Annotated in this window: 12 protein-coding genes; 6 read left to right on the top strand and 6 right to left on the bottom strand. The window is 44.9% G+C overall.

From position 1 onward, the window contains the following. Positions 1-81: 81 nt before the first annotated feature. Positions 82-1,062 (bottom strand): metal-dependent hydrolase, encoded by a 981-nt coding sequence (locus AM500_RS21830; protein WP_053601104.1) that lies wholly within the window; start codon positions 1,060-1,062, stop codon positions 82-84. A gap of 293 nt (positions 1,063-1,355) precedes the next feature. Here AM500_RS21830 and mutY point away from each other — a divergent pair, with 293 nt between their 5' ends. Beyond that, positions 1,356-2,450 carry an A/G-specific adenine glycosylase gene (gene mutY / locus AM500_RS21825; RefSeq protein WP_053601103.1) on the top strand — a complete coding sequence of 365 codons (1,095 nt, stop codon included), beginning with the start codon at positions 1,356-1,358 and terminating at the stop codon, positions 2,448-2,450. 430 nt (positions 2,451-2,880) lie between these two features. On the opposite strand, the gene AM500_RS21820 is transcribed toward mutY, so the two are convergent. Beyond that, the gene (locus AM500_RS21820) at positions 2,881-3,105 is read right to left on the bottom strand and encodes a hypothetical protein (protein ID WP_053601102.1); all 225 of its coding nucleotides are present in this window, start codon (positions 3,103-3,105) and stop codon (positions 2,881-2,883) included. Positions 3,106-3,218: 113 nt separating this feature from the next. On the opposite strand from AM500_RS21820, the gene fabL reads away from it, so the two are divergent. The 5 genes from fabL (at position 3,219) to AM500_RS21795 (ending at position 7,297) form a co-directional block, all read left to right on the top strand. Beyond that, on the top strand, positions 3,219-3,968 hold the full coding sequence (gene fabL / locus AM500_RS21815; RefSeq protein ID WP_043930928.1) for an enoyl-[acyl-carrier-protein] reductase FabL: 750 nt from the start codon (positions 3,219-3,221) through the stop codon (positions 3,966-3,968). 76 nt (positions 3,969-4,044) lie between these two features. Next, positions 4,045-4,254, top strand: a complete 210-nt coding sequence (locus AM500_RS21810) for a gamma-type small acid-soluble spore protein (RefSeq protein ID WP_043930929.1) — start codon at positions 4,045-4,047, stop codon at positions 4,252-4,254. Positions 4,255-4,434: 180 nt separating this feature from the next. Continuing rightward, a complete protein-coding gene (locus AM500_RS21805) occupies positions 4,435-4,698 on the top strand; it encodes a YgaB family protein (protein ID WP_053601101.1) in 264 nt (87 codons plus the stop codon). A gap of 196 nt (positions 4,699-4,894) precedes the next feature. Continuing rightward, complete coding sequence (gene ntdP / locus AM500_RS21800; protein ID WP_053601100.1) at positions 4,895-5,425, top strand: nucleoside tri-diphosphate phosphatase; 531 nt, start codon at positions 4,895-4,897, stop codon at positions 5,423-5,425. Positions 5,426-5,545: 120 nt separating this feature from the next. Next, positions 5,546-7,297, top strand: a complete 1,752-nt coding sequence (locus AM500_RS21795) for an ABC transporter ATP-binding protein (RefSeq protein ID WP_053601099.1) — start codon at positions 5,546-5,548, stop codon at positions 7,295-7,297. Positions 7,298-7,432: 135 nt separating this feature from the next. On the opposite strand, the gene AM500_RS21790 is transcribed toward AM500_RS21795, so the two are convergent. The 4 genes from AM500_RS21790 to AM500_RS21775 form a co-directional block, all read right to left on the bottom strand. Then, the gene (locus AM500_RS21790) at positions 7,433-8,512 is read right to left on the bottom strand and encodes an FUSC family protein (RefSeq protein WP_053601098.1); all 1,080 of its coding nucleotides are present in this window, start codon (positions 8,510-8,512) and stop codon (positions 7,433-7,435) included. 206 nt (positions 8,513-8,718) lie between these two features. After that, entirely contained in the window at positions 8,719-9,066 is a 348-nt protein-coding gene (locus AM500_RS21785) for a hypothetical protein (protein WP_053601097.1), read from the bottom strand. A gap of 385 nt (positions 9,067-9,451) precedes the next feature. Next, entirely contained in the window at positions 9,452-13,921 is a 4,470-nt protein-coding gene (locus tag AM500_RS21780) for a glutamate synthase-related protein (protein WP_053601096.1), read from the bottom strand. A 300-nt stretch (positions 13,922-14,221) separates the two neighbouring features. Continuing rightward, positions 14,222-15,517 carry a glutamate-1-semialdehyde 2,1-aminomutase gene (locus AM500_RS21775; RefSeq protein ID WP_053601095.1) on the bottom strand — a complete coding sequence of 432 codons (1,296 nt, stop codon included), beginning with the start codon at positions 15,515-15,517 and terminating at the stop codon, positions 14,222-14,224. Positions 15,518-15,548: the final 31 nt, after the last annotated feature.

Below are 15,548 nucleotides of genomic sequence, written 5' to 3'. Positions count from 1 at the left end.
CACTAAGGAAAGCTACTTAGCATAATCATCGCAGGGACAGGCCGATCTTTGCCTGTCACGAAGGCGCTTACGCTTTTTGTGTTAACCTGGAAGTATTTCTAGTTTCTTTCGAAGTTTCTCCTCGCTATAAATCCAGCCAGTGTATGAATTCTTAATGTTTAAATCTGGATCCAAGTGGACGACAGCTACAAATGGATAGTGCCCATTGCTGCGGTATCGCAAATCAATAAAGCGAACCTCATGGTAGTCATCGAATTCCTTTACTTCCCATCGATAAACAGGGGAGAAGGATAGAAAGGCAGAGATATTGGAATCCTTTTTCGCCGCATGAATGATTGGTGTATCAGGAACCGGCACGCGCTTGAATTTATCAAGAATACGTACGGTTGCACCCTGGGCCCGACCTACAAAAAACTCCTGTTCGGTCATAACGGCAACTCGCCAGTGATTGAATCTCATGGTGGGTGCGACAACAATTTGCGTAGCAGCAGGGAACATGATTCTGACTGCCTGCACAACCTCCCGCTTCGCTGAAAAACGCAGGAAGTAATAGAAAATCATAATCGCGTACACGACAACGAAGGTATAACCCGGATGTACTCCCATAATCCAGACTGCCAGACCGGCGACATGGATACCGAAGATGAACGGGTCAAATGTGTTGATAACACCAAGAGCAACCCATTTGGGAGAAAACGGACGAAGTGCCTGGGTGCCGTAAGCATTAAATATATCCACGAACACATGCAAGAAAACAGCGAGCTGTGTCCATAGCCACAAATGCAGCAGATTGGCGTCAGGATTAAATAAATACACTGCACCTGTAATAAGGAGTGGCCATAAAAAGACTGCGGGTACGGAGTGGGTGATACCCCTATGATTGCGTATATAGACTGCGTTATTTCTTAATTTAAGTACTGTATCAATATCGGGAATTTGTGAGCCTACAATGGTGCCGACCATAACGCTGGTTGCTGTCGCAGTATGTCCGGCAACAGCTGGATCCAGCGTGGCCAAAGCGCCAAGGCCTAGCCCCATAACAACATGTGTACCAGTATCCAAGGTGCCGGTTCCTCCTTTTAATGAGTTTCCCCGCCGAAATTGCTTGCCAGTTTCCATCGTATGTTTTACCGTAGAAGATGGTGTAAACGGGTCCTCCGTTTAAAAATCACTTTACCACATTTTTAGCGGGAAGTAATACAACTAAAAATTATAGAATTTACTGTGGGATAATCCTCCCCAAAAATTCGAAAAACCCTATCGTGACTGCCATCAGTGGAGACCGTGGTGGAAAGTACATTTATTATATTCCCACTTTCGTTTGTCTTTTAACATCAGGGAGGCTAAATCTAACAATGAAGACATTGGAAAATATTGAAACAATTATCATAGAACAGTTTCGCGACGATTTAATTTCCTGGTTCAGGGCCGAACAAAGGAGCCTGCCATGGCGTCTCAATAAGGATCCATATAAAGTCTGGGTTTCCGAAATTATGCTACAGCAAACTAGAGTTGATACTGTCATTCCTTATTATCACCGATTTATGGAGCAGTTTCCAACTATAGACGCCTTGGCTGATGCTGATGAGGATAAGGTTCTCAAGGCATGGGAAGGGCTTGGGTACTATTCACGGGCACGAAACCTCCAGGCTGCTGTCAGGGAAGTTAAAGAAAAATACAATGGCATTGTACCGGATACACCAGAAGAAATAGCTACGCTAAAAGGTGTGGGCCCTTATACAGCGGGTGCGATTTTAAGTATTGCATATGGAATTCCGGAACCTGCTATTGACGGCAATGTAATGAGAGTACTATCAAGAATTCTGTTGATTAGAGAAGATATTGCCAAGCCCTCTTCAAGGAAGATTTTTGAAAAAGCAGTTCGGGTATTAATATCCCCGGATTCACCTTCTGATTTCAATCAGGCGCTAATGGAACTAGGGGCACTTGTGTGTACGCCGACCTCACCGTCCTGCCTTCTTTGCCCGGTAAGGGAGCATTGTCAGGCCTTTCATGAAGGAGCCCAAAATGAGCTCCCTATCAAAGCCAAAAAGAAAAAGCCAAGGGAGCTCCGTCTTGCAGCTGCGGTGATTGAAGATGAAGCTGGAAGAATACTAATTCGCAAGCGCCCAAACGAGGGGCTGCTGGCAAATATGTGGGAGCTGCCATCAGTTGAACTGCATCTTCCGTTTGCTGATGACCGTAAAGGGCTGTCAGGTCTGTATAATGAGTTTCTTGATGTGGATATCCAATTCGGTGAAACGCTTGGCCAAATTCAGCATATTTTCTCCCATCTCATCTGGAATGTTACTGTTTATACCGGGAAATTAAATTCTGAACTTCCCGAGACTATTGGAGTAAAACTGGTGACGCTGGAGGAGCTTTCGGAATATGCTCTGCCCGTACCTCACCAGAAAATGCTTGCCTTGTACCTTAACAGAAACCAATAATATAGAAAAGAAGGGCCTGGCTGTTTGAGACATTCGTACAGCCAGGCTCTTTTAAATGTTAAAGATACTTTAGTTTTACGACGGTTTATAACTCTATTTATTAGGCATGGCTACGTCTAGCTCCAGCGCCTATCGCCTAGTAAACTTCAGGCCTCCTCCCTACGATAAGTCATGCACGAACACGCTTACGCTCTTCGTGATTCCTTTACCCCACCTTAAAGGACAGTAGGCCTCCTACGTCGGCAACTGTCCCTAAAGGTCCGATTCATTCACCTAACCATCAGCAAAAAGCGCTGATGGAAGGTTCATTTTATCTCAGTCAAAGCCCCTCCAGTTTATACGGCGATGACCACTAAGGGAAGCTCCTGAGAATAATCATCGCAGGGACAGGCGGTTTTTGCCTGTCACGAAGGCGCTTACGCTTTTGTTCTTAATCGTAACTTACTTTAGTCCCGTGTGTATAATCAGCTTCATTCCGGTTGAGGCCGCCGCGCTTTTCAATTTCCTCAACAATTTCGCGGTGAATCGACTGGCCCTCAGCGTTTAGGTATGGTACAACCTGCTGTAATGAATGGTGAAAAAATGCCAGCTCGCTGTCCTCCCAATCGCTTTTTGGCATCATCGTCAATTCCGTCATATCCCGTCCAACATACATGGCAATTCTCCTTTCGTAATGGATTGCTCAGGTTTAGTGTTAGGAATCAATTGTCTTCTATACCCCGAACGGCTAAAATAGAAACAAAATGAAACAAGAAAGGACTACATATTATGACACAAAAAGTTGCGCTTATTACTGGGAGCAGCAGGGGAATAGGACGGGCAGCTGCCTTACGACTTGCTGAAGCAGGCTATGATATCGCTATTAACTATGCCCGAAGCAAATCGGCAGCACTTGAAACCGCGGCAGAAATAGAGGCACTTGGCAGAAAAGCGGTGGTGATCCGCGCCAATGTCGGTGATGTCCAAAAAATTAAGGGCATGTTCGCAACTGTTGAAGAGGAATTTGGAAGGCTTGATGTTTTTGTTAACAATGCTGCATCTGGAGTACTTCGTCCGGCAATGGAGCTTGAGGAGTCACATTGGGACTGGACCATGAATATCAATAGCAAGGCTCTCCTTTTTTGTGCCCAGGAAGCTGCAAAGTTAATGGAAAAGAACGGTGGAGGCAAAATTGTTAGTATCAGCTCTATCGGTTCGATTCGGTATTTGGAAAATTATACGGCTGTCGGCGTATCGAAAGCCGCACTTGAGGCATTAACCCGCTATCTTGCCGTAGAGCTGGCGCCAAAAAATATCATTGTGAATGCCGTTTCTGGGGGGCCAGTCGATACGGATGCTTTGACCCATTTCCCTAATCGAGAAACACTTCTGGCTGAATCCAGGACGAAAACGCCAGCGGGCAGGATTGTTGATATGAAAGACCTAGTTGACTGTGTGATGTTCCTTGTATCAGAGGAGTCCAACATGATATGCGGCCAGACCATTATTGTGGATGGCGGCTTATCCCTTTTAGTCTAATGTTTATTTTTTCCAAAAAAATCCCGGATAGATAATCCCCTTCATGGTTAAATTAACAGTCGTGGAGGTGATTACAATGGCAAACTTCAACAACCAAGGAAGCCAAGCTTCTCAAACAAACGCTCAAGAAGTTCGTCGCCAAAATGCTCAATCTGCTCAAGGCGGACAAGGGCAATTCGGTACTGAATTCGCAAGCGAAACTAATGCTCAAGAAGTAAGACAACAGAACCAACAAGCTGAAAGCCGTAAGAGCCAAAACTCTGGCCAACAAGGTCAAAATCGTTAATTTTTATTGCTGAAAGAGGGTGCCCTTTAACGAAAGGGTGCCCTTTTTATGTTTAGGGGTTTACACGTTTGGATAAAAACTCCTTCGACAAAACTTCTTTTAAACCTACAGAAGTAGTCAAAGGAATAAGCGAAGTTTTCAAGAATACATAGAGGAGCAAAATATGAGGGCGGTGAAAGTGTGAAAACCTTCAATTGTTTAATTTCCGAACAAATGAAAACAATGGAAAAACTGCTTTTTTTACAAGGTGAATTGGAACGTTGCCAGGAAATTGAAGGACAGCTGCAATTACTTCAGCATGAAACAGGCCTCGAGAGCATCCAGCAGGAAATCGCAGCAATGAAAAGAGAACTCAGGGAAATTCAAAAGGTTTTTGAGCATCAGACAGAAGAAGTGATCCGTTCCTATCAGCCTGGGAAAAGCCTGAATGGTTCATCCGTATAAATGCTTTAATGATGTGCGGGGAAAATAAATAGAGTTTTGAATGGGCCATTTTATCCTAAAAATGGCTCTTTTGTTTTAAAATTGCCCTGTAACCGTTATAATAGAAGCAAACGGGAATTGTCTTTTGTTGCCTTTTGTCGATTTTTTGATTTAAGATAGGTGCAAAGCGTTCGGGAAATGAAAGTAGGGGAGATTCATGGGTTTACCCATTGAAGGAGAACCAATGCAAATACACAGCTATAAACATAATGGGCATATCCATCGCATATGGGACGAGACGACCATCCTGAAAGGTTCCGAAAACCTGGTGATTGGCGGAAATGACCGGACCGTCGTTACAGAGTCCGATGGCCGTACCTGGGTGACCAGGGAACCTGCAATCTGTTACTTCCATTCGGAGTGCTGGTTTAATGTGATTGGGATGATTCGTGAGGATGGCGTGCACTATTATTGCAATATTAGTTCTCCATTCATTTTTGATGGCGATACATTGAAATATATTGATTATGATCTTGATATTAAAGTGTTTCCGGACATGACTTATAATCTTTTGGACGAGGATGAGTATGAACGGCATCGCCGGGAAATGAACTATCCAGAGGTGATTGACAAAATTCTGAAAAAGAATGTCGAGAAGCTCATCATTTGGATCAACCAGCGAAAGGGACCATTCTCACCAGAATTTATCGATACTTGGTATGAACGATACCTGAGTTACAGAAAGTAAGGCTGGTTTCAAGCAAAAGCGCCCTGTTGATCACATATCAACAGGTTTTTGTTTGGCCGCTTCATTACTGGATAATTACTACATATAAAATAAATCAGAGAATCCAGGGGAGGAAACAAGTTGGAGAGTATCCGAAGGTATCTCCATTTCGTCAAGCCATATAAGTGGCAAATCATAGGAACAATTATCATTGGAATCATTAAATTTGCAATACCACTCATTATTCCGATACTTATTAAATATGTCATGGATGATATTGTTGGCAGCGACACTCTGCACAAGGATGAAAAGATTGATAAGCTGATTTGGATTATGGGTATCATGATTGTCATTTTTGTTATCCTGAGGCCGCCGGTTGAATATTATCGGCAATATTTCGCTCAGTGGACGTCCAGCAAAATTCTCTATGATATCCGCGATAGACTGTATGACCATATGCAGAAGTTAAGCTTTAAGTATTATTCAAATACAAAGGCAGGCGAGGTTATATCGAGGGTAATTAATGATGTTGAACAGACGAAAACCTTTGTCATCACAGGATTGATGAATCTATGGCTCGATGTGGCAACCATCCTGATAGCGATAGCGGTCATGATGACAATGAATGTGAAGCTGACATTGGTCTCGCTTGTGCTTTTCCCTTTATATGCATTTTCTGTTAAGTATTTTTTCGGAAACCTTAGAAGCCTGACGAGGACGCGATCTCAGGCATTAGCCGAGGTGCAAAGCTATTTGCATGAGCGGGTTGCGGGTATGTCTGTTATAAAAAGCTTCGCGATTGAGGAATATGAGCAGAACCAATTCGATAAACGGAATAAGAATTTTTTGGAAAAAGCTCTGGACCATACAAGCTGGAATGCAAAGGCGTTTGCGGTCGTTAATACGATAACGGACATTGCCCCTTTGATTGTCATTGGCTATTCGGGATATTTGGTGATTGAAGGACAGTTGACACTTGGGACAATGGTCGCTTTCATTGCATACATTGAGCGCCTTTATAATCCGCTGAGAAGGCTGGTCAATTCATCTACTACCTTGACCCAGTCATTTGCTTCGATGGACCGTGTATTTGAATTTGCCGATGAAAAGTACGATATCGTGGATGAGCCGAATGCAATTGAGTGTACCGAGGTAAAAGGCAATATCCGATTTGAGAATGTAAGCTTCTCATACGACGAAGAAAATGAGTTGGTTCTGAAAAATATCAATTTGGAAGCGAGGAAAGGGGAAACGATTGCTCTCGTTGGCATGAGCGGTGGAGGAAAATCCTCGCTTGTCAGCCTGATTCCCCGCTTTTACGATGTAACCGAAGGACAGATTCTCCTCGATGGAGTTGACATTCGAAGATTCAATGTCCAATCGTTGAGAGATAAAATCGGTGTTGTTTTTCAGGATAATATCTTATTCAGTGACTCGGTACGTACGAATATCCTGTTAGGAAAACCCGAGGCAAGTGATGAAGAGGTGGAGGAAGCGGCAAGGCAGGCAAATGCCCAGGAGTTTATTTTGAACCTCCCGGAAGGCTATGAAACAAAGGTGGGCGAACGAGGAGTCAAACTGTCGGGCGGACAAAAACAGAGGGTCGCCATTGCCAGGGTGTTCCTGAAGAACCCGCCAATTCTTATCCTTGACGAGGCAACATCAGCGCTGGATCTGGAAAGCGAACACCAAATCCAGGAGGCGCTTGAGAAGCTGGCCAAGGACCGGACAACCTTCATTGTTGCCCATCGCTTATCCACAATAACTCATGCCGATAAAATAGTCCTAATCGAACACGGCGAAATCGTCGAAATAGGCACCCACGAAGAACTCATGGACAAACAAGGCGGCTACTACAGACTATTCCAAGTCCAGCAGCTCGAACATGAGTAAAGGTGTTAAAAGGAGTCAAAAAGGGGTCAGACCCCTGTTGTGGACTTTTAGGCTATTCTGTCCGCGTGGGGTGGACTGTGTCAGATGAAAAACCGGAATGGAGCAAAGCCTCCATTCCGGTTTTTTGATTGAACTTTATTCTATTGTTTCTTCAACTGTTATTTCATTGTCTTCCTTGTGGTAAGAGAGGAAGCTGGTGACAAGGGTATCGAGGTGTTCGACGTGCTCATCATAATCAAGGATGGCGGAAATGATTTGCATTGTGTGATATAGATGGTTGTCATCCTCTTCTTCGTATTCACGCTGCCTTGAAATGAACATGCGGAATACTTCCTTTTTATCAAGACATTGAATCGGATTTTCCGCTGCAGCCGATGGACGAACCTTGCCAATGAACTTCAGCATGACCTGTTCGTGAAGCGTGATGAGGCAGTCAAGCTGTTCCTGTACGGATTGCTGAAATTTTTCCGGCAGAGCGAGATATTCGTTTTCAAAGCGGTGCAGGCGGTTGAGTGTTGCCAATGCCCTTCTAGCTGTGGAAATCATTTGTCTGTAGATAACAAGCTTCCGTGCCTTAACAGCATCATCCCGTTTAAAATAACTCCGTTCCTCCTTATACATCGTGTAAGTGAGGTCTATTTTAAGGAGTGTATCCTTCAGTTTTTCTATATCTGTTTTTAAAAGGGTGTGATCGGATGCATTCCGTGTCGAAAGCCGAATCCAGCGAATAATCTCTTCAGTTGTGTCCGAAATTTTATGGTACAGTCTGTTTTCATACCGGGGTGGCAGGAACACAAGGTTTACGATAAATGCCGAGAATACCCCCAGCATAATGGTTCCGAACCTGAGTGCAGCGAACTGAATAAATTGATCTCCGGGCATATACATGATGGAGACTAAGGTTACTAGAGCCAATCCCGTTGAATTCCCCAGTTTTAACTTTAGGTTCAAGGTAATAACAATGATAGCCGCAAGTCCTATGACCACGACATGGTTGCCTAGAAGCAGATAGAACACTGTAGCGATCAAAGCCCCTAAAAAATTTCCCTGCACCTGCTCGAGTATGGATTGATAAGAGCGATAAATGGTTGGCTGGACTGCGAAAATAGCAGCAATGGGTGCCATAACGGGTGAAGGGACGTCCAGTAATTCAGCAAGAAATAATGCGAGAACAATGGATATTCCCGTTTTTAAAATCCGGGCTCCTAACTTCATTTTAAAAAAGTCCTTTCAATCATCTTTTATCTCTACTATAAACCTTTTGTATTTGCATTAAACAATTCTGTTACTATAACCTGTTTACGAATTGGAAGCAAGAGAGTTTCGCGGAAAAATGAATCGTAAGATTTGGACAAAGACATTTCTATATAAAAAGAAGGGGCGCAAGAGCACTCCTTCTCCTAATCAATATATACAATGATTTATGATTTTGTATACCAAATAAATTCTGTTCCACTTACAATGGAAAGCCCGGTAAGGTCATAATCATCAGGCTGTCTCCGATAATAATCAAGATAGAAAGCTTTAAGATAATTAAAATCATAATCCTGTTTATATTTGTCTGCCGGGACAGGAAATGGACCGGTATGAGCACCGTTGCGTCTATGGCGAGCATAAAAAACAGAAAAGGACTGGTCAAGTTCTAGTGTAAGAAGCTCTGCATCCATATAGAGAATTCCCCTTTTTTGAAAATCCTGAAGAGATTGCTTCAGCTGAAGCATCGTCATTCCGGGGCGTTTTTCCAGCATATCTCCTAGTGTGGTTTTCATCGTAATCCCTTTCTTTTGGTACCGGTTTCCTGTATTATCACTTAAAAACTATGTTAATAGGAAAAGAGAATGTCACAAACTGTCGAACAAATCATGTCGGTTTTGCGTCTTTATTTTATGATCTTATATCCTGCCAATCAAGTACTATTTTTACCTTTTGCAATATGGAGTGAGATTAATTGGAAGAGGTTATGTTCAATTTTGCTTATAGCGCTTAGAAGCCTATTGGGCCAATACTGCGGCTGAGTGATTACCTTTAAGCTCTCTTCCGCATAAGCCCCGCGATCTTTGCTAGAATCATCTTCTCCTATAATAAAGACTTTTAAACGAAAGCAATGCCCAGAGACGGCTCTGGGCATACTTCATTCTTATCTAAACATTAAAGTTATTCCGTCGAAACAGATGGATCTGCCTGTTCCTTGACTGGCATGACCATGACAAAATTTTCTTGAGGAGCAGAAAGGAGGAAAGCAATTTTTTCAGCTTCCTCAGTCTGACCATTATCGAGAAGGATAGAATGATAGGTGCCTAGAAGCTCCTGGATATCCTTCACTCCTGTTTCATTAAGAGGGAGCAGGGAGACATTTGCTCCTTTTGCAATCCGCGATTTCAGACGATCGACGGTCAGCCCCATTTCATGCTGGAGCCGCAGGTAAACAACACCGCCAGTCATGCCGGCGCAAATCCATGGACCAGGGTCTCCCAGTACAAGGCCGCGTCCATTCGTCATATATTCAAATGCAAAACCTTTAATGGTTGAATGGACCCCAACATTCCCAGCATCCTTTTCAGGCAATGGCTGTACGAGCTGTCCGCCGATTAGAATATCCGCACCGGAAAGCCTAATACCTGCGCGAGCGTCAGCAGTTCCCTGAGCGATTAACAATCCCTTTTGGGCTCCATAGCCGAAACCTTTTCCAACAGACCCGTTCAGATATCTGCCGTTCTTGCCTTTTTCTTTTAAAATTACAACGCTTCCGCCAAAGGAAGTCTTTCCAACACCATCCTGGCCGCCGCCGTTGACTACAATATCAATTCCCTCGCTGTTATATGCACCAAGCCCGTTGCCCGGGATTGAACCGTTCCGGTACGCGAGCTTTATCTTGGCGAGTTTTTTATAGGCACCGTCAAGGCGCCCGCGGACCCGGTGACAGGAAACCCTGCTGCCCAATACCCTTTGGTTAGAGGTAACGGACGCGAATTCCCTTGAGGTATGAAGCTGTTCCACGCATGAATCCAGGTACTCAGCCCCTGCTGCAACCTCAAGCTGAGTGGTGTTGCGTAATACAGTACTTTCCAGTGTGCTTAATTGACTGATCTCCAATGGCTTTAGCAGATAAGACAGATCCAGCTTGTTAAGTCCCTTAGTTTGTTCAAGCAAATCGGAACGGCCAACAAAATCCTGGAGCCTTTTAATGCCAGCTTGTGCTGCTAATCCCTTTACTTCTTCTGAAAATGCCGTGAACAGGTTAATAAGGCCCTGTACGGCCAGATCAAACTGGCGGGGGACAAATCGTCTAAGCCCATGCTCTTTTGCCTTGGCTTCAGAGTCAATCTGTGTTGCGATACCAACATGGCAGGTATCAAGGTGGCAGCCACGGCAGGTTGTACAGCCGATTGCGAGCATGGACAGAGTTCCAAAGCCAATCCTATTTGCACCCAGCAGCATAACTTTCAGAATATCAGAGGCACTTTTCATTCCGCCATCGGCCCAAATTTCCACCTTATCACGAAGACCGGCTTCAAGCAGGGCATTATGTGCCGCTTTAACACCAATTTCCACCGGAAGGCCGACATGCTGAATTGCATGGATCCTCGCTGCACCTGTTCCGCCGTCAAAACCGCTCAATGTAATGATATCAGCGCCCGCCTTGGCGATGCCGACAGCAATCGTGCCGATATTTGGGACAACAGGTACCTTTACAGCAATCCGTGCCTGGTCATTGGCGGTCTTCAATTCCAGAATCATTTGCGCAAGATCTTCAATCGAATAAATATCATGGTTGTTTGAAGGTGAAATCAAATCCGAACCGATTGTTGCGTTACGGGCTTCGGCTATTTTTGCCGTAACCTTTGAGCCAGGAAGATGGCCGCCTTCTCCTGGCTTTGCCCCCTGGCCAATCTTGATTTCAAGAAGGTTCGAGGAATTGAGCAGCTCAGCATTGACGCCGAAACGCCCAGATGCAACCTGCTGTCCGCGAGTTCTTGGATATTTTCCAAGCATATCCTTAATTTCTCCGCCCTCACCGTTCATGCTAATCATATTCAGACGGTCTGCACCTTCAGCATAAGCACGAAAAGCAGTTTCATTTTGCGAACCGAACGACATCGAGGCAATCACAAACGGAAGGCTGTGCTCACCAACACTTAAATCGACATCAGCAGGTGAAACGGGATTGGATGCCTCTTTCAACGAGGTCAAATGGCGAATCGTCGTCGGATTAGCTTCTTCCTGCTCAGATATTTTATCGCGATACACGTCATAGCTTCCGGTCTGGGCCATTTCCCCGATTGCCTTCCAAATTCGCGGGAACAGATGGAACGTCTTGCCGACCCGTTCCTTATCACTCTGGAAATCAGCAGCGCGCTGAATCGCATCCTGCTTCATTTCAGCAAAATCAGATTCAAGGGACTCCGACCCGAAGAAATTGACTATTTTTAAATAATCGGCAATATGCTGATTCAACCCGATTGATGAGAAAAGCCGTGCATAGCCGCGGAGCTCATGAATTCCAATAGTCGATACGACTTTCTCAAGGCCTTTAATTAGTGCGTTATACAGATTGGAAATCGGCTTCGTCTGTCCATCCGAAACAGTTAGGAACATATTGTATGGTGAAATCAAATCTGCTCCGAGGCCGTAAGCAGTAATAATGTCATGCAAGGAACGAATAGCCCCGGACCTGAGCAAAAGCGAGCAATTTCTCCTCATGCCTGCGAGAGCTAATGCCTGGTCGACTGCTGAAATGGCCAGATGCGGGTCAATCCAATAGGAATTGTCTGAATGGGCTGTGGAATCGTCGACAATCAGCAATGTTTTGCCGCCCTTGACAGCTTCCACAGCAAGATTCGAGAGCCGCTGGAGCGCATCCTCAATGTCTTCCTGCTTCTGAAAGGTGGCAGGAATATGGAAAGCAAGCCCTTTTTCACGATAAAAGGCTGTAACCTGATCAAAGCTGGGCTGTCCAGTCTCCTCGGAGCAATCCAACCCTTCCTTGCCTTCAATCACTATCGGTGAAAGTAGTTCAAGAATAGTTCCCGCAGCCTCAGAATGGATAAGGGAAGGGCGTCTGCCAACAATGACACGGGTAGAAAAGTGTTCCGTTTCCCGGTCCCGGTCAATTGCAGGATTTGTGACCACTGCGACACTTTCCTTTATATAGTCGGCAATATTCTTTCTTTCGGGGTTCAAGGCAGCAAGCGGTGCGTCATGGCCCAGCGACCTGATCGGCTCAATACCTTTTTCAGCCATCTGCTCAATAAGCTGAATATGGTCGCGTTCCCATCCAAATGCCTTATACTGTCCGTTGTGGATTTTATCCGGATAGTTAACAATAATGGTTTTAGGCAGGACTGGCACATTGATTCTTGTCTGAGAACCATCAAGGCTCACACGTTTCGAAAAACGCTCATACACTTCCTGCTGATAGTCAGGCTGCCAATATACATTCAGTGTGTCTCCGTTCCACTTTAGGCCAACCTTTTCTCCAGGCCCAAGAGGTTTCGGATCGCTTACATACTCGCTTGTTGGAAGAATCCCGGGTTCCGAGGAAAACAAGTAGGAGCTTTCGGTCTCAAGCATCCAAAGCGGCCTCAGGCCGAGAGCATCTACACTGAAGACAGCCTCATCGGCAAATCGTGAAATAATTCCGGCCGGACCCTGAGCAAAATGTCCCCAGGCTTCGCGGATATATACATACAAATCCTGAAGATGAGGTGGGTATCCTTTTATTTCATTAATGATTGGCGGGAAAAGAACATCCATTGCCTCGAAAAGAGTATAATTGTCCCTGCAAATCAAGGTTTCAATCGTCCTGCTCAAATCTTGGGAGTCGCTTCCTTCATGAACAAGCGGCACGCCAATCTGGAGCGCTTCCTCGCGCAATTTTGCAATGGTATTGATTTCGCCGTTATGGCCAAGGACACTGAAGGGCTGGACTCTAAAAAAACTGGAAAGCGTGTTGGTAGAATATCTGTTATGGCCAAGGGTCATCGTCGAGGCAACAACCGGGCTTGCAAGATCACTGTAATAATGAGGGAGGATATCACCGGCACCCATAACTTTGTAAACTGCGTGGTACTGGCTAAATGAGGCAACATGAACTTGTTGGTTTTTCTCGATGGTTACGATCAAATTAAAAAGGAGCTGGGACAGGTTCGCAGTCTCTGAAACAGGTACACATGCGATCTGCCAAAAGACAGGATTCTCCTGGATGGCAATTGGGCCAAGTGCTGAACTGTCCGTTACCGAATCGGTTTCAAAAACAAGCGTCAGGCTGTTGGCTGCTAACAATTTCCTAATATCTTTTTTCACAAGCTCCGCATCTGCTTTTCTGCTAATAAATAAGTGGCCAATAGATAAATCAGGTCTATCAGCAAGCAACGGGTCGGCTCCTGAAGCAGTAAGCTTTTCCTTCCATAGGGAACGAGGGATGTCAATGTGGATGCCTGTTCCATCACCTTCACCATTAATGAAGCCAGCACGGTGATTCATTGTCACAAGTGCATCTATGCAAGTATAAATATTTTCTCTCGTCGGAATGCGGTCTTTTTCCATGCAGGCAACAATGCCACAGGCATCATGCTCGTGCTTATGAAAATCCTTGAAAGTATGAGGGCTCCAGATTTTTGACATGGGGTCCGGCGTGAGCCAGTCACCTCCTGAGTTCAGTTTTGTGTTAGCTAGTTTTTCCGTGGCTGAAAGAATGTCTCCTGTTCATTTGTGGGGAAGGGCTAGGTGCAGAAAACAAAAATAGTAGGTTAATATTATCACACGAATATTCAATATTCAAATAATTATGCAAATTTTTGGATGTAAAATCAATTACAATTTTGTGAAATAAGCACTAAGATAGTATTGTGTAAGCGTTTCCAATAAAAATTATTAAAGCAGCCAGAAATTTCCCTCCCTGGCTGCTGCATAAAAAATGTATATTTATTCGTTCATAAGTGAATAAAAGGCGTTATCGACTGCATGGAGCGTTGCTTCAATATCCTCTTCTGTATGGGCAATCGTAACGAACCATGCTTCATACTTGGAAGGAGCCAGATTAATTCCTTGATTCAGCATCAGCTTAAAGAATCGCGCAAACATCTCGCCATCGGTATTCTCCGCCTGTTCATAATTCTCAACTTTTTCTGTTGTAAAATATACTGTCAGTGCACCTTTAAGCCTATTAATCGTAATCGGGACATTATATTTTGCTGCAGAACCAAGGATTCCATCTTCAAGCATCGCACCGAGCCGGTCAAGATACTCGTATACCCCGTCCTGCTTCAAAACTTCAAGGCAGGCAATTCCTGATAGCATCGAAGCTGGGTTTCCTGCCATCGTGCCGGCTTGATACGCAGGGCCAAGCGGTGCAACCTTTTCCATGATTTCCTGTTTACCGCCATAAGCTCCAATAGGGAGTCCGCCGCCAATGATTTTACCAAGCGCAGTCAAATCAGGAGTAATCCCGAGAATATCCTGAGCACCTCCATAAGCAAAACGGAAGGCTGTAATCACTTCATCAAAAATTAACAACGCTCCCGCCTCATGGGTGAGTTCCTTAACCTGCTCGAGGAAGCCAGGTTTTGGCTCGACAATCCCAAAGTTGCCGACAATTGGTTCAATCATAACTGCCGCAACCTGGCTGCCCCATTTATCAAGTGCTTCCTTCAACGGCTCCACTTCATTAAATGGAACCGTAATCACTTCCTGGGCAATGCTCTTCGGTACCCCGGCAGAGTCAGGTGTTCCAAGTGTCGACGGGCCTGAACCGGCAGCAACGAGAACCAGATCGGAATGGCCATGATAGCATCCCGCAAACTTAATAATCTTGTCGCGCCCGGTATATGCACGGGCAACACGGATTGTAGTCATAACAGCCTCAGTACCGGAGTTCACAAACCGAACTTTGTCCATCCCCGGCATTGCTTCCTTAAGCATCTTCGCAAGAGTAATTTCATACGGAGTCGGCGTCCCGTACAAAACACCGGACTCAGCTGCCTTTTTAATCGCCTCTGTAATATGGGGATGGGCATGGCCTGTAATAATCGGCCCATAAGCAGCCAAATAGTCAATATACTGATTGCCGTCGACATCCCAGAAATATGCGCCAGACGCACGCTCCATCACAACAGGTGCTCCCCCGCCAACAGCCTTGTATGAACGGGACGGACTATTTACACCGCCAACAATATGCTCAAGAGCCTCGCTATGTAATCGTTCCGAATTGGTAAAGTTCATTTTATAGTAACCTCCTGTAGTAAGTACGTTA

Origin of the sequence: Bacillus sp. FJAT-18017, from assembly GCF_001278805.1 — a bacterium.
Lineage (GTDB): Bacteria > Bacillota > Bacilli > Bacillales > Cytobacillaceae > Bacillus_D.
This window is presented reverse-complemented; position numbering and strand designations above follow the sequence as displayed.

Coding starts and splice junctions, on each gene's coding strand:
- mutY (WP_053601103.1), top strand. CDS start 1,356: ATGAAGACATTGGAAAATATTGAAACAATTATCATAGAACAGTTTCGC.
- AM500_RS21820 (WP_053601102.1), bottom strand. CDS start 3,105: ATGTATGTTGGACGGGATATGACGGAATTGACGATGATGCCAAAAAGC.
- fabL (WP_043930928.1), top strand. CDS start 3,219: ATGACACAAAAAGTTGCGCTTATTACTGGGAGCAGCAGGGGAATAGGA.
- AM500_RS21810 (WP_043930929.1), top strand. CDS start 4,045: ATGGCAAACTTCAACAACCAAGGAAGCCAAGCTTCTCAAACAAACGCT.
- ntdP (WP_053601100.1), top strand. CDS start 4,895: ATGGGTTTACCCATTGAAGGAGAACCAATGCAAATACACAGCTATAAA.
- AM500_RS21790 (WP_053601098.1), bottom strand. CDS start 8,512: ATGAAGTTAGGAGCCCGGATTTTAAAAACGGGAATATCCATTGTTCTC.
- AM500_RS21785 (WP_053601097.1), bottom strand. CDS start 9,066: ATGAAAACCACACTAGGAGATATGCTGGAAAAACGCCCCGGAATGACG.
- AM500_RS21780 (WP_053601096.1), bottom strand. CDS start 13,921: ATGTCAAAAATCTGGAGCCCTCATACTTTCAAGGATTTTCATAAGCAC.
- AM500_RS21775 (WP_053601095.1), bottom strand. CDS start 15,517: ATGAACTTTACCAATTCGGAACGATTACATAGCGAGGCTCTTGAGCAT.